The sequence below is a fragment of the Nonomuraea sp. NPDC049421 genome (genome assembly GCF_040677005.1).
Lineage (GTDB): Bacteria > Actinomycetota > Actinomycetes > Streptosporangiales > Streptosporangiaceae > Nonomuraea > Nonomuraea salmonea.
This window is the reverse complement of the sequence record NZ_JBFAQA010000007.1, coordinates 76,650-97,102: the sequence shown is the minus strand read 5'-3', so window position 1 is coordinate 97,102 and position 20,453 is coordinate 76,650. Positions and strand designations below refer to the sequence as shown.

The 20,453-nt window shown below is 70.6% G+C and carries 22 protein-coding genes; 16 read left to right on the top strand and 6 right to left on the bottom strand.

Going from position 1 to position 20,453, the window contains the following annotated elements:
• Position 1 precedes the first annotated feature (1 nt).
• The 4 genes from AB0K18_RS14375 (at position 2) to AB0K18_RS14360 (ending at position 5,029) form a co-directional block, all read left to right on the top strand.
• Complete coding sequence (locus tag AB0K18_RS14375; RefSeq protein ID WP_364914460.1) at positions 2-1,387, top strand: MFS transporter; 1,386 nt, start codon at positions 2-4, stop codon at positions 1,385-1,387.
• 83 nt (positions 1,388-1,470) lie between these two features.
• The gene (locus AB0K18_RS14370) at positions 1,471-2,595 is read left to right on the top strand and encodes a hypothetical protein (protein ID WP_364914459.1); all 1,125 of its coding nucleotides are present in this window, start codon (positions 1,471-1,473) and stop codon (positions 2,593-2,595) included.
• 124 nt (positions 2,596-2,719) lie between these two features.
• Positions 2,720-4,471: a DEAD/DEAH box helicase gene (locus AB0K18_RS14365; protein WP_364555601.1), complete on the top strand. Its 1,752-nt coding sequence runs from the start codon at positions 2,720-2,722 to the stop codon at positions 4,469-4,471.
• Between the two features lie 180 nt (positions 4,472-4,651).
• Positions 4,652-5,029 (top strand): STAS domain-containing protein, encoded by a 378-nt coding sequence (locus AB0K18_RS14360; RefSeq protein ID WP_364914458.1) that lies wholly within the window; start codon positions 4,652-4,654, stop codon positions 5,027-5,029.
• A gap of 6 nt (positions 5,030-5,035) precedes the next feature.
• Here the strand turns inward: AB0K18_RS14360 and AB0K18_RS14355 are convergent, their stop codons facing one another.
• From AB0K18_RS14355 to AB0K18_RS14345, 3 genes are all read right to left on the bottom strand, one after another.
• Entirely contained in the window at positions 5,036-5,560 is a 525-nt protein-coding gene (locus tag AB0K18_RS14355) for a hypothetical protein (RefSeq protein ID WP_364914457.1), read from the bottom strand.
• A gap of 124 nt (positions 5,561-5,684) precedes the next feature.
• A complete protein-coding gene (locus AB0K18_RS14350) occupies positions 5,685-6,254 on the bottom strand; it encodes a nicotinamidase (RefSeq protein WP_364914456.1) in 570 nt (189 codons plus the stop codon).
• A 15-nt stretch (positions 6,255-6,269) separates the two neighbouring features.
• Positions 6,270-7,553 carry a nicotinate phosphoribosyltransferase gene (locus AB0K18_RS14345; protein ID WP_364914455.1) on the bottom strand — a complete coding sequence of 428 codons (1,284 nt, stop codon included), beginning with the start codon at positions 7,551-7,553 and terminating at the stop codon, positions 6,270-6,272.
• A gap of 46 nt (positions 7,554-7,599) precedes the next feature.
• Between AB0K18_RS14345 and clpS the strand changes: the two genes are divergently transcribed.
• The 5 genes from clpS to AB0K18_RS14320 all read left to right on the top strand — a co-directional run bounded on the left by clpS (position 7,600) and on the right by AB0K18_RS14320 (position 10,298).
• On the top strand, positions 7,600-7,893 hold the full coding sequence (gene clpS / locus AB0K18_RS14340; protein WP_345397727.1) for an ATP-dependent Clp protease adapter ClpS: 294 nt from the start codon (positions 7,600-7,602) through the stop codon (positions 7,891-7,893).
• A 40-nt stretch (positions 7,894-7,933) separates the two neighbouring features.
• A complete protein-coding gene (locus AB0K18_RS14335) occupies positions 7,934-8,458 on the top strand; it encodes a DUF2017 domain-containing protein (RefSeq protein ID WP_345397730.1) in 525 nt (174 codons plus the stop codon).
• Positions 8,459-8,467: 9 nt separating this feature from the next.
• Positions 8,468-8,869 (top strand): M67 family metallopeptidase, encoded by a 402-nt coding sequence (locus AB0K18_RS14330; RefSeq protein WP_345397733.1) that lies wholly within the window; start codon positions 8,468-8,470, stop codon positions 8,867-8,869.
• Between the two features lie 207 nt (positions 8,870-9,076).
• A complete protein-coding gene (locus AB0K18_RS14325; protein WP_345397736.1) occupies positions 9,077-9,349 on the top strand; it encodes a MoaD/ThiS family protein in 273 nt (90 codons plus the stop codon).
• Position 9,350: 1 nt separating this feature from the next.
• Complete coding sequence (locus tag AB0K18_RS14320; protein ID WP_364914454.1) at positions 9,351-10,298, top strand: cysteine synthase; 948 nt, start codon at positions 9,351-9,353, stop codon at positions 10,296-10,298.
• 69 nt (positions 10,299-10,367) lie between these two features.
• On the opposite strand, the gene AB0K18_RS14315 is transcribed toward AB0K18_RS14320, so the two are convergent.
• Positions 10,368-12,251, bottom strand: a complete 1,884-nt coding sequence (locus AB0K18_RS14315; protein WP_364914453.1) for a DUF3352 domain-containing protein — start codon at positions 12,249-12,251, stop codon at positions 10,368-10,370.
• A gap of 85 nt (positions 12,252-12,336) precedes the next feature.
• Entirely contained in the window at positions 12,337-12,663 is a 327-nt protein-coding gene (locus tag AB0K18_RS14310; RefSeq protein ID WP_364378715.1) for a hypothetical protein, read from the bottom strand.
• 101 nt (positions 12,664-12,764) lie between these two features.
• Here AB0K18_RS14310 and AB0K18_RS14305 point away from each other — a divergent pair, with 101 nt between their 5' ends.
• The 3 genes from AB0K18_RS14305 to AB0K18_RS14295 all read left to right on the top strand — a co-directional run bounded on the left by AB0K18_RS14305 (position 12,765) and on the right by AB0K18_RS14295 (position 15,232).
• Entirely contained in the window at positions 12,765-13,556 is a 792-nt protein-coding gene (locus AB0K18_RS14305) for a thioesterase family protein (RefSeq protein ID WP_364914452.1), read from the top strand.
• Between the two features lie 102 nt (positions 13,557-13,658).
• Positions 13,659-14,483 (top strand): glutamate racemase, encoded by an 825-nt coding sequence (gene murI / locus AB0K18_RS14300; protein ID WP_364378709.1) that lies wholly within the window; start codon positions 13,659-13,661, stop codon positions 14,481-14,483.
• Entirely contained in the window at positions 14,480-15,232 is a 753-nt protein-coding gene (locus AB0K18_RS14295; RefSeq protein WP_364914451.1) for an MBL fold metallo-hydrolase, read from the top strand. The genes murI and AB0K18_RS14295 overlap by 4 nt, the downstream gene beginning before the upstream one ends.
• A gap of 22 nt (positions 15,233-15,254) precedes the next feature.
• On the opposite strand, the gene AB0K18_RS14290 is transcribed toward AB0K18_RS14295, so the two are convergent.
• The gene (locus tag AB0K18_RS14290) at positions 15,255-16,493 is read right to left on the bottom strand and encodes an MFS transporter (RefSeq protein WP_364914450.1); all 1,239 of its coding nucleotides are present in this window, start codon (positions 16,491-16,493) and stop codon (positions 15,255-15,257) included.
• A gap of 92 nt (positions 16,494-16,585) precedes the next feature.
• Here AB0K18_RS14290 and rph point away from each other — a divergent pair, with 92 nt between their 5' ends.
• The 4 genes from rph (at position 16,586) to AB0K18_RS14270 (ending at position 20,438) form a co-directional block, all read left to right on the top strand.
• Positions 16,586-17,305 (top strand): ribonuclease PH, encoded by a 720-nt coding sequence (gene rph / locus AB0K18_RS14285; RefSeq protein ID WP_364914449.1) that lies wholly within the window; start codon positions 16,586-16,588, stop codon positions 17,303-17,305.
• A complete protein-coding gene (gene rdgB / locus AB0K18_RS14280; protein ID WP_364914448.1) occupies positions 17,302-17,892 on the top strand; it encodes an RdgB/HAM1 family non-canonical purine NTP pyrophosphatase in 591 nt (196 codons plus the stop codon). Before rph ends, rdgB begins: the two co-directional genes overlap by 4 nt.
• A 235-nt stretch (positions 17,893-18,127) precedes the next feature.
• Positions 18,128-18,712, top strand: a complete 585-nt coding sequence (locus tag AB0K18_RS14275; RefSeq protein WP_364914447.1) for a GNAT family N-acetyltransferase — start codon at positions 18,128-18,130, stop codon at positions 18,710-18,712.
• 58 nt (positions 18,713-18,770) lie between these two features.
• Positions 18,771-20,438, top strand: a complete 1,668-nt coding sequence (locus tag AB0K18_RS14270; protein WP_364914446.1) for a molybdopterin-dependent oxidoreductase — start codon at positions 18,771-18,773, stop codon at positions 20,436-20,438.
• Positions 20,439-20,453: the final 15 nt, after the last annotated feature.

Genomic DNA, 20,453 nt, shown 5'->3' with positions numbered 1-20,453 from the left:
GGTGACAGCACCAAAAGCACTCGACACTCCCACAAAACCGCCCGGCATCTTCGACACCGCGTACCGGGCGGCCACGTTAGGGATCCTCCTGGTGGTCACGCTGATCGCCTTCGAGGGCATGTCGGTCGGTGTGGTGATGCCGTCGATCGCCAAGGAGCTGAACGCCCTCGACCTCTACGGCATCAGCTTCTCCGCCTTCCTCATCGCCAGCCTGTTCATGAACGTCGTCTCCGGCCTCTGGTCCGACAAGCGCGGCTACCCGGCGCCGTTCCTGGCCGGGGTGGTGCTGTTCGCGGCCGGCATGGGGCTGGCCGGCGCCGCGTCGTCCGCGGAGATGTTCCTGCTGGCGCGGGTCGTGCAGGGGCTCGGCGGCGGCTCCGCGATCGTCGCCCTGTACGTGATGATCGCCCGCGTCTACCCCATGGACGTGCGGCCCAAGGCGTTCGCCGCGCTGTCGGCCGCCTGGGTCGTGCCCGCCATGGTGGGGCCGTCCGTGGCCGGGTTCGTCGGCGACACGTGGGGCTGGCGTTACGTCTTCTACGGCATCGTCCCGCTGGTCATCCCCGCGCTGGTGATGCTCGTGCCGGCGCTGCGGCTGGGCTCGGCCCACGAGGCCCAGCTCGGCACCGGGCCGCGCTCCAAGCCGGTGGCGATGACGCTGGCCGCCACCTCGACCGCCGGCGGCGCCGGGCTGCTGCTGTACGGCGTGGACGGGCTGCACCGCGACGTCCTGCCCGCCGCGGTGGCGAGCGTGGCCGGGCTGGCGCTGCTCGTCATCGGGCTCTACCGGCTGCTGCCGCCTGGCTCGCTGCTGCTGCGGCGCGGGCTGCCGACGACCGTCCTCATGCGCGGGTTCTTCTCGGCCTCGTTCTTCGGGGTCAACTCCTTCATCCCGCTGGCCCTGCAGGAGGTGAAAGGGTTCGATACCACCGCGGCCGGCATCGCGCTCACCACGGGCGCGCTGGGCTGGTCGGCCGGGGCGTACCTGCAGAGCAGGCAGTCGGCCGACCCGCACAGGCGGATCAGGCTGGGCGCGGGCTGCGTCACCGCGGGCATCCTGGTCAGCCTGCTGTCCGTGCTGCCGGGCGTCACGGGGTGGATCGCCGTACCGGCGTGGATCCTGGCCGGGCTCGGCATGGGCTACGGCATCACCACGACCAACGTCACCGCGCTCAAGCAGTCGCCGGTGAACGAGCAGGGCGCGAACTCGGCCTCGCTGTCGGTCTCCGACCAGCTCGGCTCGGCGCTGTCCGTCGGGATCGGCGGCGCGCTGGTGAACGTGATCGGTCACGCGCCGCAGGAGATCGCCACCGGGTTCCTCGTCATCTCGGGCCTCATGGCGGCCATCGCGCTCAGCGGGACGCTGCTCGCCGGTCGTACGCGCTGAAATTCCGTCCCTCCCGTCACACCGGTCACAGTTCGCCTGTCACCGGTCGCTGGGAGTGATAGGACAGCGGGCGAGGAGGTGACATGGACGATGATCGCCGGGTCTGGCCCCCGCAGCCGGGGCCCAGGCACCGCCGCCCGCCGTCGCCTCCTCCCGACCCGGCCCCGCCCGACGACGTCCCGCCGCCGCGCCCCAAGCGGACGCGGCCGCCGTACCAGGACCAGCAGCGCCAGGTCGAACGACAGCGCGCCGAGCAACACCAGGACCAGCGGCGCCAGGTCGAAGGCCGGCGCGCCGAGCAACACTGGGCGGAGGCCCGCCCCGCCGCGCCCCTGTCCGAGCCGCCGGGCGCCTGGGGGCGCCGCGACGAGCCGCCCGACGACGCGGAGTGGGGCCGCTCCGACGGCTCAGGGTGGGCCCGCACCGAAGACCGGCAGCGGCGGCATCCACTCGACCTGGAGCCGGACGAGTCGTTCTGGAACGAGGACGACCCGGACGACGCGGACGAGCCGTCGTGGAGCGCGCGCATCCGCGGCGCCGCGGGCGGCGCCGCCCGTGACGCCGCCCGCGACGACTCCGACGACCTGCCGCCGTCGGCGCACCTCTACGGCGCTCCCACCGCCCCCAGACAGCGCGCGGGAGGCGTCCGGAGCGGCACGGGGGCGCCGTGGAAGGTGCCGCGGAAGGTGGCCGCCGTGCTGACGGCCCTGGCGGCCGCGGCGGCGCTCGTGGCGGCGGCCACGGTCACCGCCCTGCGCTTCGTCGCCGAGGAGCCCGAGCCAGGCCGCCTGAGCGACCCGCGGGCCGGCGTGACGGCGACACTCCCCGAGGGCTGGCGGACGGACCCGGTGCCCCCGGTCACGGGCTTCACCTCGGTCGCCCGCGACGACGCCGGCGGGCTCGTGATGGCCCGGCCGATGGAGGGGCCGATCGAGGACGCGAAGAAGGCCACGGCCCAGGCCACCGAGCTCTACTCCAAGCTGCTGCTCAAGGGCGACCGCGTGACGGTCGTGGACGACCGCCGCACCCAGGACGGCCACACCCGGGCACTGCGCGCCGAATACCGCGACGTGGTCAACCGGCCGGCGTACCTGCGCGTGATGCTCGTCACTCGCCAGGGCAAGCCGGTGCTGCTCCTCGGGCTGCTCCAGCCCGAGGAGGAAAGCCGCAGGCAGGCACTCGACACGGTGCTGACGAGCCTCCGATAAGCCGCATAGCACGTGAGGAGAACGTTGGCCAGAATCCTCGGCTCACGGCACGTCTTGTCGGTGGGCCCGATTACCCTTGGGTCACTGTGAGAGAGCGAAGCACACCAACCTCAGAGGTGATGCGGTGAGCACCTTCGCCGCGTCCCACCTTTCGCCTTCCTATCCAGACCGCGCCGCATGGGGCACCGCTCCCAAGCTCAGGGCCTGGCAGCAGGAGGCGTTCGACCTCTACTTCAGGCGCGAGCCGCGTGACTTCCTCACCGTGGCGACGCCGGGCGCCGGCAAGACCACCTACGCCCTGCGCATCGCCAGCGAGCTGCTCGCCAACGGGGTGATCAAGGCCATCACCATCGTGACGCCCACCGAGCACCTCAAGCGCCAGTGGGCCGACGCGGCGGGCAAGGTGGGCATCGCCATCGATCCCGAGTTCAAGAACAGCCAGGGCACCACCTCGCGCGACTACACCGGGGTGGCGGTGACCTACGCGCAGGTCGCCATGCATCCCGCGCTCCACAGGGCGCGCACCGAGGCCCGCAGGACGCTCATCATCTTCGATGAGATCCACCACGCCGGCGACGCCAAGTCGTGGGGCGACGGCGTGCGCGAGGCGTTCGAGCCCGCCACCCGGCGGCTGCAGCTCACCGGCACGCCGTTCAGGTCCGACGACAACCCCATCCCGTTCGTCGCCTACGAGGAGGACGGCGAGGGCGTCAAGCGCAGCGTCTCCGACTACTCCTACGGCTACGGCCCCGCGCTCGCCGACGGCGTCGTCCGTCCCGTGATCTTCCTCGCCTACTCCGGCGAGATGAAGTGGCGCACCCGCGCCGGCGACGAGATCGCCGCGACGCTCGGCACCCCGCTCACCAAAGACCAGCTCTCCCAGGCGTGGCGGGCCGCGCTCGACCCCAAGGGCGACTGGATCCGCCAGGTCATGCAGGCCGCCGACCGCCGGCTCACCGAGGTGCGCAGGGGCGTGCCCGACGCGGGCGGCCTGGTCATCGCCACCGACCACGAGACGGCCCGCGCCTACGCCCGCCACCTGCGCAACATCACCGGCGAGGGCGCCACGGTCGTGCTGTCCGACGACCCCGGCGCGTCGAAGAAGATCAAGCAGTTCGCGGCCTCCGAGGACCGCTGGCTGGTCGCCGTCCGCATGGTGTCCGAGGGGGTCGACATCCCGCGCCTGTGCGTGGGCGTCTATGCCACCTCCACCTCGACCCCGCTCTTCTTCGCCCAGGCCGTGGGCCGCTTCGTGCGTGCCCGCAAGCGCGGCGAGACCGCGTCCGTCTTCCTCCCCTCGGTGCCGACCCTCATGGGGCTGGCCAACGAGATGGAGGCCGAGCGCGACCACGTGCTCAACAAGCGGCCACCCGAGGACGGCCTCGACGACACCCTGCTCGACCAGGCCAACCGGCAGAAGGACAACCCCGACGTCCTCGGCGACGAGCTGCCGTTCGAGACCATGGAGACGTCGGCGACGTTCGACCGGGTGCTGTTCGACGGCGGCGAGTTCGGCACGGGCGCCGAGATCGGCTCCGCCGAGGAGGAGGACTTCCTCGGCCTGCCCGGCCTGCTCGAGCCCGACCAGGTGGCCACGCTGCTGCGTAAGCGGCAGTCCGACCAGCAGGCGGCCAGGCGCAAGCAGCAGACCGCCGAGCCCCGGCAGGAGCTCGCGCCCCACGAGCAGATCGCCGAGCTGCGGCGCGAGCTCAACGGCCTCGTCGGCGCCTGGAACCACCGCACCGGCCAGCCCCACGGGGTGATCCACAACGAGCTGCGGCGGGCGTGCGGCGGGCCGCCGATCGCGCAGGCGACGGTGGAGCAGATCCAGGAGCGCATCGCCATGATCCGCCGCTGGGCCACCCAGCGCCGCTGACCCCTCACGGCCGGCGGGCGCGCCCGCCGGCCGAGGCGCAGGTCAGCGAGGGTGGGGATGGCCGTCACGGTACGTGACTATGCGCATTTGGTCACAGAGCACTGGCCTTCTGTTAGAAGCTCGACGGAACCGGCAACAACCACTCTTGGCTGTCTTGGGATACGCAGAAGGACTTTGCCCATGTCGTCTGAGGCCACCGGAAAGCCGACGCTCACCGTCACTTCAGGCCTCTCTCGAAACGCCATCATCGTCAGGATCGAAGGCGAGCTCGACGTCAACGCGTTGCCGATCTTCCAGGAGCACCTGCAGCAGATCTGGGAGCTGCTGCCCCAGCCCTTTCTGATCCTCGACCTCAGCGAGGTCTCGTTCTGCGACTCCATGGGCATGAACGAGCTCGTCCACCTCATGCAGCGCTGCGAGGCGGGCGGCACCAGGCTGGTGCTCGGCGGGGTGCAGGGGGTCATGGCGCGGGTGCTGTCGATCACGGGGCTGCGGCACGCGTTCGAGGTGTACGCCAGGATCGACGACGCGCTGCGGCTGGCCGTCACCCACGCCTGACGCGGCTCAGGCGGCACGTGAGGGGATCGAACGGCCGGTGCGGCCGTCGACCGGCACCACGCCCGTCTCCGCGTGCAGCGGCACCGTCAGCGAGGCGGTGCCGTCCTTCACGTGGACGGGCCGGGTGTAGGTGTGGCGCGAGGTCGCCCGGCCGGGGTGGCCGGCCGCGTACAGCCAGATGAGCAGCTTTTTGCCGCGGGGGAGCACGACGACCTCGGCGGTGCGGCACTCGCCGGAGACCGCGGGCCACGTCAGCACCAGGTGCCGGCTCACGTCGGCGGTGCGGGGGACGGGCGCGCGGCCACGGCAGGCCGGCGCGGCCGGGGTGGCGGCGACGGCCACGGCCTGCGGGGAGGGGTCGGCGGCGGGTGCGGGCGGCGGGCGCAGCGCGCTCATGGCGACGGTGCCCGCCTCCAGCAGGACCAGCGTCACGACGGCGGCGGCGCGGTCGATCGTGGTGCCCCTGACCAGCAACCACAGGGCGAGGGGCCCGAGGACGAGCCAGGCCACGCCGAGGGACAGAGGCAGCATGGAGAACCTCCCACCGCTTGGAAGAGTGATCACTCTCCGTGTTACTCCGGCTTCGGAGCGGGGTCCGCTGTCCTCGATATCACATGACCGCAGCGTTGCAAACTGTGTACGTATCGTGATCGGCTCAGCCGACGGCGGGGGCGCCCTGGAGGGTGATGCCCGCCTCCTCCATCTCCGCCAGCGCCGCCTGCGTCGTCGCGGGCGCCACGCCGGCCGTCAGGTCGAGCAGGACCCGCACCGCGAAGCCGTGCTTGACCGCGTCGAGGGCGGTGGCGCGGACGCAGTGGTCGGTCGCGATGCCCACCACGTCGACCTCCGTGACCCCGCGCTCGCGCAGCCACCGATCCAGCGGCACCTCGTCGCCGGAGGCGCCCTCGAAGCCGCTGTAGGCCGCCTCGTAAGCCCCCTTGCTGAAGACCTCCTCCACCTTCGAGACGTCGAAGCCGGGGTGGAACTCGGCCCCGGACGAGCCGGCCACGCAGTGGGCGGGCCAGCTGGCCGCGTAGTCGGGGGTCTCGGCGAAGTGGTCGCCGGGGGAGATGTGGTAGTCGCGGGTGGCCACGACGTGGTCGTAGGGGTGGCCGGCGACGTGGCGGCTGATCGCCGCGGCCACCTCCGACCCACCCGCGACGGCCAGGCTGCCGCCCTCGCAGAAGTCGTTCTGCACGTCAACGATGATCAACGCGGTGCCCATAGGTAGCACCATACGTCAGGCGAACTCGGTCGGAATCGCCGCGTACCCCCTGCCGAGCTGCAGCGCCTCCTGGGGGAGGGTGGCGACGGCGGCGGCGTGGCGGTCGCGGGCGGCCGACAGCGGCTCGCGGCCGACGACCTCGCCCTCGCGGACGAGCTCGTGCAGCAGCGGCACCCCGCCCTCGGGGACGAGCCCGCCGGTGGTGATCAGCTCGGTGTCGGCGTGGCCGGCCGCGTCGACCATCCGGTACGCGTCCTTGCGCCCCCCGCGCGACGGCTTGCCCACCGACCGCTTGGCCACGGCCTCCAGCTTGCCGGTGGCCGTCTCACGGGCCACCAGCTTGTAGACCAGGGCGGCCGTCGGCACCCCCGAGCCGGTCACCAGGGACGTGCCGACGCCGTAGCCGTCGACGGGGGCGGCGGCCAGCGCGGCGATGGCGTACTCATCGAGGTCGGAGGTGACGAGGATGCGGGTGTCGAAGGCGCCGAGGGAGTCGAGCTGCTCGCGCACCTCCTGGGCGGCGGCGGCCAGGTCGCCCGAGTCGATGCGGACCGCGCCCAGCTTCGGTCCTGCCAGCTCGACGGCGGTGCGCACGGCCTCGGCCACGTCGTACGTGTCCACCAGCAGCGTCGTCTCCGGCCCCAGTGAGGCGATCTGGGCCTCGAACGCGTCGCGCTCGCTGTCGTGCAGCAGCGTGAACGCGTGGGCCGCCGTGCCGGCCGTGGGCACGCCGTACAGGTGGCCGGCCATCAGGTTGGAGGTGGAGGCGAACCCGGCGATGTAGGCGGCTCTGGCGGCGGCCACGGCGGCGTGCTCGTGCGTACGCCGCGAGCCCATCTCGATGATCGGCCGCTTGCCCGCCGCGTTGGTCATGCGGGAGGCGGCGGAGGCGATGGCGCAGTCGTGGTTGAGTATCGACAGCGTCAGCGTCTCCAGCAGCACGGCCTCGGCGAACGTGCCCTCCACGACCATGATCGGGGAGGCGGGGAAGTAGAGATCGCCTTCCAGATAGCCGTAGATGTTGCCGGAAAACCGGTAATCGGCGAGAAACGCCAGGGTCGCCTCGTCCACGACGTGGTGGTCGCGCAGAAAGGTGAGTTCATTGTCACTGAAACGGAAGTGTTCCAGCTCGTCCAGGACGCGCCCGGTACCTGCGACGACGCCGTAACGCCGTCCACCGGGGAGATGCCGGGCGAACACCTCGAAAACCGCCCGCCGGTGCGCCGCGCCGCTGCGCAGGGCGGCCTGCAACATTGTCAGCTCATAGTGATCTGTGAGCAACGCAGTGCTCATGGTCATTCTCACGACTCGAAGACTACGGCCCAGATAGGGCAGACTCGGGGATGTGGGTAGCACCGCTCCAATCGCCGTTGAGCGTCCGTCATCGGACGTCCGGCCCGATCTGCCATGGGTGACCATCGTCTGGAACGACCCCGTCAACCTCATGTCCTACGTGACCTATGTCTTCCAAACGGTCTTCGGCTACACCCGCGAGAAGGCCGAGAAACTGATGCTCGACGTGCATCACAAGGGCAAGGCCGTCGTGTCCAGCGGCACGCGCGAGGAGATGGAAAGGGATGTGCAGATTCTCCACTCCTACGGCCTGTGGGCGACGCTCCAGCCGGACTCGGTCAAGTGAGATCCACGGGTCGCGGCACTCCTACCGGGAAGAGGCACAGGTGAGTTCGGGGTTCTCGCGGGGCAAGGACGGCGGCGTCGTCGCCGAGTTCGAGGCGGCGGAGATCTCGCTGCTGCGCTCGCTGGTCTCCATGATGCTGGGCATCGTCTCGCCGGGTCAGACCAGCGACGACCCGCTCGAACGGGCGCTCGGCATCGGTGACAGCGCGGCGCCGTCCGATCCGGTGCTGGCCAGGCTGTTCCCCTCGGCGTACGAGGACGACAAGGACTCCGCCGAGTTCCGCCGCTACACCGAGGCGACGCTGCGCGACGGCAAGCGGGCCGACGCCCAGACCGTGCACGCCACCGCCAGGGCGGGCCGGGCGGAGCTGTCGGCCGAGGAGGCCCAGGCGTGGCTGCGCTCGCTCAACGACCTGCGCCTGACGCTCGGCACCAAGCTCGACGTGACCGAGGAGGTCCACGACGAGATCGCGGTCATGTCCGAGGACGATCCCCGCTACCCGGCCTACGTCACCTACGACTGGCTGACCTACCTCCAGGACAGCCTGGTCCGGGCCCTCTGGTAGCTTCCGGGCATGCTGTCGATCTCGCAGGAACTGGCTGACAAGATCGTCGCCCACGCCCGCGCCGATCACCCCGACGAGGCGTGCGGCGTCATCGCGGGCCGTAACGGCGTGCCCGAGCGTTTCATCCCGATGGAGAACGCCGAGCGCTCGCCCACCTTCTACCGCTTCGACTCGATGGAGCAGTTCAGGGTGTGGAAGGAGATGGACGAACGCGACGAAGAGCCCGTCGTCATCTACCACTCCCACACGGCCACCGAGGCGTACCCGTCGCGCACCGACGTCTCCTACGCCTCCGAGCCCGACGCCCACTACGTGCTGGTCTCCACGCGGGACGAGAACGAGGTGGAGTTCCGCTCCTACCGGATCCTCGACGGGCAGATCACCGAGGAAGAGGTAAGGTTTCTCCCATGATGGTCAGGCCTGTGCAGAGCTTCCTGTTCGCACACACTCCTGCCGTCGTCGTCTACGACTGTCCGGCGGGCGAACCGCCGGTCTCCCGCCCGTAGGACCTCCGTCCGCGCGTGGCGCTATCGGCGTACGAGCCCATGGAATCCGCACCCCTCCATCGGCGTTGCTGCCGATGGGACGACGACTGACACCTTGAGGAGACTGACCGCGATGGCCATCGAGGTACGCATTCCGACGATCCTGCGCAACTACACCGACGGCGCGAAGGCCGTGAACGCCGAGGGCGCCACGCTCGAAGAGCTGATCAGCAATCTCGAGTCCCGACACCCCGGCATCAAGGACCGCCTGGTCGACGACGGCAGCCTGCGCCGGTTCGTCAACGTCTACCTGAACGACGAGGACGTCCGCTTCCTCGGCGGCCTCGGCACCCCGTTGTCCGACGGCGACACGGTGACCGTCCTGCCTGCCGTCGCCGGCGGATGACATGCGTTTCGACTCGCTGATCGACTCGGTCGGGCGCACGCCGCTGGTCGGGCTGCCCCGGTTGTCGCCCTCCGGCGAGGTGCGCGTCTGGGCCAAGCTCGAAGACCGCAACCCGACCGGGTCGATCAAGGACAGACCGGCGCTCTGGATGATCCAGGAGGCCGAGAAGGACGGGCTGCTCACCCCCGGCTGCACGATCCTTGAGCCCACCAGCGGCAACACCGGCATCTCGCTCGCCATGTCGGCCAAGCTCAAGGGCTACAAGCTGATCTGCGTGATGCCGGAGAACACCTCGGAGGAGCGGCGCCAGCTGCTGCGCATGTGGGGCGCGGAGATCATCTCCTCGCCCGCCGCGGGCGGCTCCAACGAGGCCGTGCGGGTGGCGAAGGAGCTGGCGGCGAAGAACCCGTCGTGGGTGATGCTCTACCAGTACGGCAACCCGGCCAACTGGCGCTCCCACTACGAGACCACCGGCCCCGAGATCCTCGCCGACCTGCCCACGGTCACCCACTTCGTGGCCGGGCTCGGCACCACCGGCACGCTCATGGGCGTCGGGCGCTATCTGCGCGAGCACGTGCCCGACGTGCAGATCGTCGCCGCCGAGCCGCGCTACGGCGAGCTGGTCTACGGGCTGCGCAACGTCGACGAGGGGTTCATCCCCGAGCTCTACGACGAGTCCGTGCTGACCACCCGCTTCTCGGTCGGCTCGGCCGACGCGCTGCGGCGCACCCGCGAACTGCTGGCCGCCGAGGGCATCTTCGCCGGCGTCTCCACCGGCGCGGCGCTGCACGCGGCGCTGGGGGTGGCGAAGAAGGCGGTCAAGGCGGGGCAGCGGGCCGACGTCGTGTTCGTGGTGGCCGACGGCGGGTGGAAGTACCTGTCGACGGGCGCGTACGAAGGCACGCTCGACGAGGCGGAGGAACGCCTCGAAGGCCAGCTCTGGGCCTGACTCCCACGCGAACGCCGGGCGGCCGGTCCCCTCAGGGGCCGGCCGCCTTTCACGTTCTCCCCGGATGGGTCAGTTGAACAGCAGGCGCAGCGAGAACGTCGCCTCGGTGTCGGTCTGGCTGCCGCTCAGGCCGACCGCCCGCAGCACCTCGGCGTTGGCCTTGTCGTCGCCCTGCATCGACGCGAGGTACAGCTTCTCGATCTTGTCGAGGTCGACGAAGATGGCGTAGTTGGCGTCGTCGGCGTTCGGGATGGCCGTCTGGAACGTCTCCGACTCGCCCAGCGTGCCCTCCTCGGCCAGCTTCTTCGCGTAGTCCTGGGAGGTGGCCACGGTGAAGACGCCGTCGCCCGCGACCTTGGCGATCTGCGGCGCGGGCTGGCCGTTCTGCGACATCGCGTTCAGCACCTTGTCCACGATCGCCTGCGCCTTGGCCGCGTCGGTGGCGACCCGGACGCCGCCCTTGATCTGGTTGGTGTCCAGGCCCTCGCTGTCGACGGCGACGGTGAAGTTCTTGCCGACGACGGTGGCGAGGTCACCGGGCAGGCTCAGGCCGAACTGGGTCTTGACCTGCTGCAGCATCTGCGCGACCTGGGTGCCGCCGGTCGCGCTCGCCTGCTTCTCGATCTCGGCCCACTGCTTGGTGAGCACCTGGTCGAGGCCGGAGATCGAGACGGCGCCGGCCGTGGTGGCGGGCAGCGTGCCGATGTTCGCCTTGGGCAGGTCGCCCTCCGGGGCCATGCCCTTGGCGCCGCGCACGACGCCGGCCAGCTCGACGTAGGCGCTGTCGAAGCGCAGCGCGCCGGCGAACCTGGCGTCCTTGATCTGGTCGAGCACCGCGGTCTGGTCGGCCGGGACCTCCTTCTTGGCGAGCTCGATCAGGCCGCCCATGGAGGCCCAGAACGACAGCACGCCCTGCTCCCCGAGGGCGCCCATGTCCTCGCTGAACCCGGCGTTGTCCGACAGGCTGCCCTCGGCCTGGGCGTACTTGGTGGCGAGGTCCTGGGTCGGGGTCAGCAGCGCGTAGTCGTCGCGGAAGGCGATGCCGTACTTGTCGTTCTCCATGATCTTGGCGATGCCGGCCTTGGCGGCCTCCTCGTCCGTGATCTGGATGGCCACCGCGAAGTCGGGCTGCGTCTTGCCCGACGGCATGGCGGCGAAGCCGACGCGGCTGCCCAGCCAGGGGTCCACGTCCTTGGCAAAGTCGATCTTGCTGTCGCCGTCCTCGTTCAGCAGGTCGAACAGCGCCTTACGCGGGTCGTCCCCGGTGAAGGAGTCCTTGGTGGCGGTGAACTTGCTCGCGAGCTGGAACAGCGCGACCTTCTGGTTCGCGGCCGGGTCGAGGTCGAGGCGGGCGTAGGCGATCGCGTCGGCCGGCAGGACGTCGCTCGGCTGGGCGCCGCCGCCGCCGAGTGCGCCCACGGCCCACACCGCGCCGCCGCCGAGCAGGACGACGGCCAGCGCCGCCGCCACCGCGATGATCCAGCTCTTGCGGCCCTTCTTGGCGGGCTCCGCCGGGCCGAAGCCCTCAGGGCCCTGCTGCTGCCAGCCCTGCTGCTGCCAGCCCTGCTGTTGCCAGCCGCCCTGCTGCGGGCCCTGCTGCTCGTACTGCCAGCCCTGCTGCTGCTGTTGCTGCTGGTCCCAGCCGCCCTGCTGGGGGTACTGCTGCTGGGGCTGCTGCTGCCAGCCGCCCTGGGCCTGCTGGCCGCCGTACGGCTGCTGCTGAGGGGGCTGCTGGCCGTACTGGGGGTTGTAAGGGGGCTGCTGGCCGTAGGACGCCTGCTGGCCGTATGCCCCCTGCCCCTGAGCCGGCTGCTGGCCGTAAGGCTGCTGGGGAGGGTAAGGCTGCCCCGGATACTGCGCCGTCGGCGCGCCCTCCGGCTGCTGCCCCTGGTTCCAGTTGTACGCCGTGGTCCGGTCAGGATCCTGGCCATAGGGGGGATTGTTAGCAGACATCACTCAACTCACAATGTGGACTTTTGACCACAGAGAAGGTAGCTGATGTTGCTAGACGGGCGCTTGCAATGTACTGAAGTTGCGATTAGACCCGATTCAGCTCTTTTCTCAGGACATCGATGTACACCTCCCCGCCGCCGTAATCGACGACGTTCTCCCACGGGACGAACGTGCACCCCGCGTACACGACCCGCGCGAGCAGCTGTGACAACCAGGCCGATCGGCCCTGGCGATCACGGGTGAGCCCGAGCAGGAACGGCGCCCGCAGGCCGGAGACGACGAGGCCGTAGACGGTGTGGCTCTGCTGGAGCTCGCCCTTGTGCCTGACCACCCGGATGTCCACCACGAAACCGACCCACACCCCGTTGGAGTCCCAAACGGACTGACCGATGAGTTCGGTGACACTTGCCATGATCAAACGTTGTCAGCCGAATCACGTTTTCGCAGGTAGGCGCGCTGATGGGCGAATGCCCTAGCATGTCTAGAACATAGTTCGGACATGAGGCGGGACTGATGACGAAGTTCGACGAGGCGACGCAGGCGATCAGGGTCGACGAGCACACCTATGACGTCTGTCTCGATCCCGGATACGCGATCGGCGGGCCGCTCAACGGCGGTTATCTGATGGCCGTGATCCTGCGGGCGGCGGTGGACGCCTCGCCGTTCGAGCATCCGGTGAGCACGACGGCGCAGTTCCACAAGGCGCCCGTGGCCGGTCCCGCGCAGGTCGTCGTCGAGCCGCTGAAGGCGGGCAGGACGGTGGCGTTCGCGCGCGCGAGGCTGGTGCAGGACGGCGTGACGCAGATCGAGAGCCTGATCACGACGGCCACGTTGCAGGACGTCGAGCCGATTTATGCTGACGAACCGGCTTTTGGGATGCCGCCCGTCGAGGAGTGCGCCAAGCTGCCCGACCCCAAGCCCGAGTCGGGCATGACCCTCAACGCCCAGATGGAGCTGCGCTTCGACCCGCCCACCATCGGCTGGCTGCACGGCAGGCCCAGCGGCAGGCCCGAGTCGCGGGCGTACTTCAGGATGGCCGAGCCGCAGGACCCCGACCCGTACGTGCTGGCGCTGGCCGTGGACGTGCTGCCGCCGGTCATCTTCTCCTCCGGCTCGCGCGGCTGGGCGCCCACCGTGGACCTCACCTGGCACCTGCGCGCCCTGCCCGCCCCCGGCTGGCTCACCCTGCTCGGCAGCGGCCGGCTGGTCGCCGACGGCTGGTTCGACGAGGAGGTCGAGGTACGCGACTCCACCGGCCGCCTGGTCGCCCAGTCGCGCCAGCTCGCCCGCGTCGGACGAGGCTGAAGGTCGGCCTGTGACCAAGGCAACACCGCATCATGCTCATGTGTCGCAGGTGTGAGCATTCTTACGCAGTGCTGATCGTGCAGGTCGCCTACCCTCAAGAGCGTGCCGGACGCGAGCATTGGGATCTTCGACAGCGGGGTGGGCGGGCTGACGGTCGCGCGAGCGATCATCGACCAGCTGCCCCACGAGTCCATCACCTACGTGGCCGACACGGCCCGCCAGCCGTACGGGCCGAAGCGCATCGCGGAGCTGCGGGCGTACGCGCTGGAGGTCATGGACCACCTGGTCGAGCAGAACGTGAAGATGCTCGTGATCGCCTGCAACAGCGCCAGCGCGGCTGTGCTGCGCGACGCTCGTGAGCGGTACGACGTCCCGGTCGTCGAAGTGATCATGCCGGCCACGCGGCGGGCGGTGCGCGCCACCCGCAACGGCAAGGTCGGCGTGATCGCCACCAGGGCCACCATCGAGTCCATGGCCTACCACGACGCCTTCACCGCCGCCCCCGACGTGCAGCTCACCGGCGTGGCCGCCCCACGCCTGGTCGAGTACGTCGAGCGCGGCGAGACGATGAGCGACGAGCTGATCGAGGTCGTACGCGGCTACCTGGAGCCCGTCAGGGCCGCCGGCTGCGACACGCTCATCCTCGGCTGCACCCACTACCCGCTGCTCGCCGGCGCGATCTCCTACGTCGCCGGCGAGGGGGTCACGCTCATCTCCAGCGCCGACGAGACGGCCAAGGACGTCTATCGGATCCTGCACGACCGCGGACTGGCGGCAGGAGGCGAGGCCACCCCCCGGCACCGTTTCCGTGCCACCGGCGACTCTCTGCTCTTCGCCCGGCTCGGGCGGCGTTTCCTGGGGCCGGAGATCGACGCGGTCGAAGTCGCACCAGTGGGGGGTACTACCTTTAACGGGAGGCCCACATGAAGGTGACCATCGTCGGGTGCTCGGGCAGCTACCCCGGACCCGACAGTCCCGCGTCCTGCTACCTCCTCGAGGCCGACGGGTTCAGGATGGTGCTCGACCTCGGCAGCGGCTCGCTGGGCGCGCTGCAACGCCACATCGGCCTGTACGACGTGGACGCGATCTGCCTGTCCCACCTGCACGCCGACCATTGCCTCGACATCTGCGGTTACCACGTGGCCAGGACGTACGGGCCGGCCGCGCCCTACCCGCTCGTCCCCGTCTACGCCCCGGCCGACGCGCCGCGGCGGCTGGCGGGCGCGTACGGCATGCCGGAGGAGCCCGCGCTGGAGACGGCCTTCGAGTTCGTCCCGCTGCGGCCTGGCTCGTTCGAGATCGGCCCGTTCACGCTGACCGCCGGCCTGGTCAACCACCCGGTCGAGGCGTACGGCTTCCGCGTCGCCAACGGTGGCAGGAGCGTCGCCTACTCCGGCGACACCGGCGAGTCGCAGGAGCTGGTCAAGCTGGCGACGGGCACCGACCTGCTGCTGTGCGAGGCGTCGTTCGTCGAGGGCCCCGACCTGCCGCCCGACCTCCACCTGACCGGCCGGCAGGCGGCCGAGCACGCCGCGAAGGCGGGCGTCGGCCGGCTCGTGCTGACCCACCTCGTGCCGTGGAACGATTCGGCGACCGTGCTGGAGGAGGCGTCGGCGGGCGGCTTCGCCGGGCCGGTCGAGCTGGCCCGCAGCGGCGCCGTCTACGAGCTGGCCTGAGCCCGGCCCGTTCGCGAGCCCGTCACCGGTGAGGCCGCGCGTCGGCGAAGTCGCGCATCCGCGGCAGCGGCGAGAACAGCAGCGGCACGAACGCCACCGCCCTGCCCACCATCAGCAGCCACAGCGCCTGCCGCACCCCGATCTGCTGCGCCACGATGCCGCCGAGCAGCGCGCCCAGCGGCATCACGCCCCACGTCACGAACCGCACGGACGCGTTCACCCGGCCGAGCAGGTGATCCGGGGTGACGGTCTGGCGATAGGTGCTCTGACCGACGTTCGACATGGCCGCGGCCCACGAGATCCCCATCGAGGCGAGCGCGAAGCAGACCACCCGCCAGTCGGGCTGGGTCAGCGGCAGCAGCAGCCCGAACGGCGCCCCGACGGCGGTGGCCACCAGGGTCGTCCTGGCGCTGCCGAACCTGCGCGACAGCCAGCCGCCGGTCAGGCCGCCCAGCACCCCGCCGATGCCCCCGGACATGAGTAAGGCCCCGACAGCGCCCGGGGCCAGCTTGACCGTCTCCGCCAGGAACAGCACCGACAGGCCGAGCACGCCGCTCACGCACAGATTGCCGAGCGCGGACGAGGCGCCGAAGGCCCGCATCAGGCGGTCCTGCCACACGTACGCCAGTCCTTCCCTGATGCCCCGCAGCATCGGGCCGCGCTCGGTGTCGGCCGGCGGCTTGTCCGGCACCTTCACCGTGGACAGGAAGAACACTGACGCGAGCGCCCCTAGAGCGGTGGTCAGGACCGTCCGGGGCGCGCCGAGTAACTGCACCAGCGCCCCGCCCACGCCGGGGCCGGCGAGGAACGCGCTCGCCCGTACGGTCTCCAGCTTCGCGTTGCCGTCGCTGAGCTGCGTGGTGCTGACCAGGTTGGGCAGGTACGTCGAGTCGGCCACGTCGTTGAACACCTGTGAGACGCCCGCCAGCAGCGCCACCACGAACAGCAGCTCGATGCTGAGCAGGTCGAGACCGGCCGCCAGCGGGATGCTGCCGAGCAGCACGAACCGCGAGAGGTCCGACGCCATCATGACGCGGCGTTTGCGCAGCCTGTCGACCCACACCCCCGCAGGCAGACCGAGCAGGAGGAACGCCACCGTCTGCAGCGACGACAGCAGACCGACCTGAGCCGGACCGGCGTGCAACGTCATGACCGCGACGAGCGGCAGCGCCACACGCGAAACGTTCGCTCCGAGTTCGTTCGCGGCGTGCGAGCTGAGGAACCGGAGGAAGTCAGGGTTACGCAACACCCCCGTTGTCATTGCGTAAGGATCCATGTGGCGGACACATTTGGTCAAGCGTGCGGTGGCGCGGAGATAGGGTGATCTGTATGTCCCGACAGGATGGCCGCAGTATGTCTCGACAGGATGGCCGCAACCCTGACCAGCTCCGTCCCATCACCATCACCCGGCAATGGCTGGCCCACGCCGAAGGATCGGTGCTGGTCGAATTCGGCGGCACCAAGGTGCTGTGCGCGGCGTCCGTGCAGGACAGCGTCCCTCGCTGGCGCAGGGGCAGCGGCCAGGGCTGGGTTACGGCCGAATACGCGATGCTGCCGCGGGCGACCAATACTCGTAACGATCGCGAATCGGTCCGCGGGAAAATCGGCGGGCGCACCCACGAGATCTCCCGGTTGATCGGTCGGTCGCTGCGGGCCTGCGTCGATTACAAGGCGCTGGGGGAGAACTCCATCCTGCTCGACTGCGACGTGCTGCAAGCCGACGGCGGCACCAGGACGGCCGCCATCACCGGCGCCTACGTCGCGCTCGCCGACGCCGTCGCGTGGATGCGCCAGCGCCGCATGTGCCCGGGCGAGCCGCTCATCGGCTCCGTCGCGGCCGTGTCCGTCGGCGTAATCGGCACCGTCCCGATGCTCGACCTCTGCTACGGCGAAGACGTCGCCGCCGAGACCGACATGAACGTCGTGATGACCGGCGACGGCCGCTTCGTCGAGGTGCAGGGCACCGCCGAGGGCACGCCGTTCGACCGGGGCGTGCTCGACCAGCTCCTCGACCTCGCCGTCACCGGCTGCGCCGAGCTGACCCTGCTGCAGCAGGAGGCGCTGGCGTCATGAAGATCGTGCTGGCCACCCGCAACGCGGGCAAGATCGCGGAGCTGCGCCGCATCCTCGACGGGTTCGACATCGTCGGGCTCGAAGAGTTCCCCTCGATCGGCGAGGTCGCCGAGACCGGGGTCACGTTCGAGGAGAACGCCCTGCTCAAGGCGCACGCCGTGGCTCAGGGCTCCGGCCTGCCCGCCGTCGCCGACGACTCGGGGCTCTGCGTCGACGTGCTCAACGGCATGCCCGGCGTCTTCTCGGCCCGCTGGGCCGGCCGCCACGGCGACGACCAGGCCAACCTGGAGCTGCTGCTCGCCCAGATCTCCGACGTGCCTGAAGACAAGCTCACCGCCCACTTCGCCTGCGCCGCCGCCCTGGCCCTGCCCTCGGGCGAGTACCGCGTCGCGAGTGGCACCCTGCCCGGCCGCCTGGTCAGGACACCCCGGGGCACCAACGGCTTCGGCTACGACCCGATCCTGGTCCCCGAGGGCGAAGAGCGCACCACGGCGGAAATGGCCCCCGAGGAGAAGGACGCGATCAGCCACCGCGGCCGCGCCTTCCGCGCCCTCGCCCCCATAGTCAAAACCCTCCTCACCACCTGACCCCACCCGGCCTTCGTGCTTTCGGCGGTGATGGGGTGGCTTTTCCACCCCACCCGGCCTTGTGCTTTCGGCGGTGATGGGGTGGTTTTTCGACCCCACCTGGCCTTCGTGCTCGCGGCGGTCGGTGCCTGTGGGGCGATCGCTTTGCGGCGTTCGCGGTTGATGCGTTGCCGGAGACGCCGTCCGCAATAATCCGTTTGTCGGTCACGACAGCCCGCTGTCAGTATGAGGGCCCATGCATCACCCTCTTGACACGCTGGACTGGCCGATCTTCACCGAGCGGCTGCTGTTGCGCCGGGCTGCCCCCGACGACGTGGACGCGACGTGGGCCTTCCGGCAGCTGCCGGAGACCCACGAATGGATCACGGCCGCCACAAAGACCTACGACGACTACCGCCAGCGTTTCCTGCGCGAGGAGCGCCTCGCAGACCTGCTCATCGTGGAACTGGACGGCCGGGTGATCGGCGACCTGATGCTGAGGGTCGAGGACGGTTGGGCCCAGGAAGAGGTCGCTGACCAGGCAAAGAACGTCCAGGGAGAGCTCGGGTGGACGCTCGATCCCGCCTACGGCGGCCAGGGCTACGCCACCGAAGCGGTACGCGCCCTCATCGACATCTCCTTCAAGCGTCTTGGCCTGCGCCGCCTGCACGCGGACTGCTTCTATGACAACGAACCCTCGTGGCGGCTGATGGAGCGGGTCGGGATGCGCCGCGAACAGCACACGGTGAGAGACTCACTCCACCGCACCAAGGGATGGGTCGACGGTCTCTCATACGCGCTCCTGGCCGAGGAATGGCCCGCGCTCGGAGGGCACCCGTAACCATCGCGTAAGAAACCTCCGAGGTGCGGGGGCGTAGCGTCGGGTTGTGATGAGGAATGTGAGCGTTCCCGCTTGGGCGGGCGGGCTTGTGGGGCTGGTGTCGGGTGGTGTGGCACTCGGGGTCGCGCAGCTCGTGGCCGGGGCCGTCGGGCCCGCGGCGTTTCCCGTGGTGGCCGTCGGAGACGCCGCCGTCGACGCGGCGCCCGCGCCGCTCAAGGATTTCGCCATCGCCGCGTTCGGCGAGAACGACAAGGCCGTGCTGGTCGGTGGCGTGCTGGTGGTGCTGGCCGTAGTGGCGGCGCTCATCGGGGTGCTGGCCAGGCGTCGGCTCAGCCTGGGGCTCGCCGGGTTCGCGGTGTTCGGGGTGGTCGGGCTGCTGGCCGTGCTCACCAGGCCCGACACGGGGGTGCTCGACCTGCTGCCCACCGTCGTGGGCACGCTCGCCGGCGCGTGGGCCCTCAGATGGCTGCTACGCCGCGCCACCACGTTCACCCCCGCCCTGGCGCCCGACCCCGCCTACGAGCGCGCCCCCCAGGCCGCGATGGTGCCGGGCAGGTCTGCGGACGATGACGACGCGCGGCTCGAAGAGGCGCCCGAACAGGGGCCGGAGGACGAGCCCGAGCGTCCTGCAGTGATGCGGGCCGGTGGCTGGGTGCCCGAGTTCGACCGGCGGCGGCTGCTGACCGGCGTCGCCGGCGGCGTGGTCGTGGCGGGCGCCGCGACCTGGCTGGGCCGGGAGTTCGGCGGCCGGCAGGCGGTGGACGCCGCCAGGACCAGCGTGGCCCTGCCCAAGCCCGCCACCCCGGCCAAACCGCTCCCCGCGGGCGTCGACTTCAAGCTCCCCGGCCTGTCGCCGTTCGTCACGCCGAACAAGGACTTCTACCGGGTGGACACCGCGATCGTCGTCCCCCAGGTGGACCCCAACGACTGGACGCTGCGCATCCACGGCCTGGTCGACCGTCCCGTCGAGCTCACCTACGCCGACCTCCTGGGACGCCCGCTCACCGAGGCCGACGTGACGCTGACCTGCGTCTCCAACGACGTGGGCGGCCCGTACGTCGGCAACGCCCGCTGGCTGGGCGTGCGCATGGCCGACGTGCTGCGCGAGGCGGGCCTGCGTTCCGACGCCGACATGCTGCTGTCCACCTCCGCCGACGGCTTCACCTGCGGCACCCCGGTGGACGTCGTCATGGACGGCCGCGACGCGCTGTTCGCGATCGCGATGAACGGCGAGGCGCTCCCGGTGGACCACGGCTTCCCGGTACGTCAGGTGGTGCCCGGCCTGTACGGGTACGTCTCGGCGACCAAGTGGGTCGTGGACATCAAGGTGACCAGGTTCGACGAGGACGAGGCGTACTGGACGCCGCGCGGCTGGGCCGCCAAGGGCCCGATCAAGACCCAGTCGCGCATCGACATCCCCGGCTACGGCGACCGGCTCAAGGCGGGCCGCACCACGATAGCCGGGGTGGCCTGGGCGCAGCACACCGGCGTGGACGCGGTCGAGGTGCGGGTGGACAGCGGCCAGTGGCGGGTGGCGAAGCTGGCCGAGGTGCCGGGCCCGGACACCTGGCGGCAGTGGTCGATCGACTGGGACGCGACCCCTGGCGAGCACGCGATCCAGGTACGCGCGACCGACGCGGCCGGGCGTACGCAGACCGTCCAGCTCGCCCCGCCGGCTCCCGACGGCGCCACCGGCTGGCACACGGTCACCGTGCAGGTGAGCTGAGGTATGCCCCGTTTG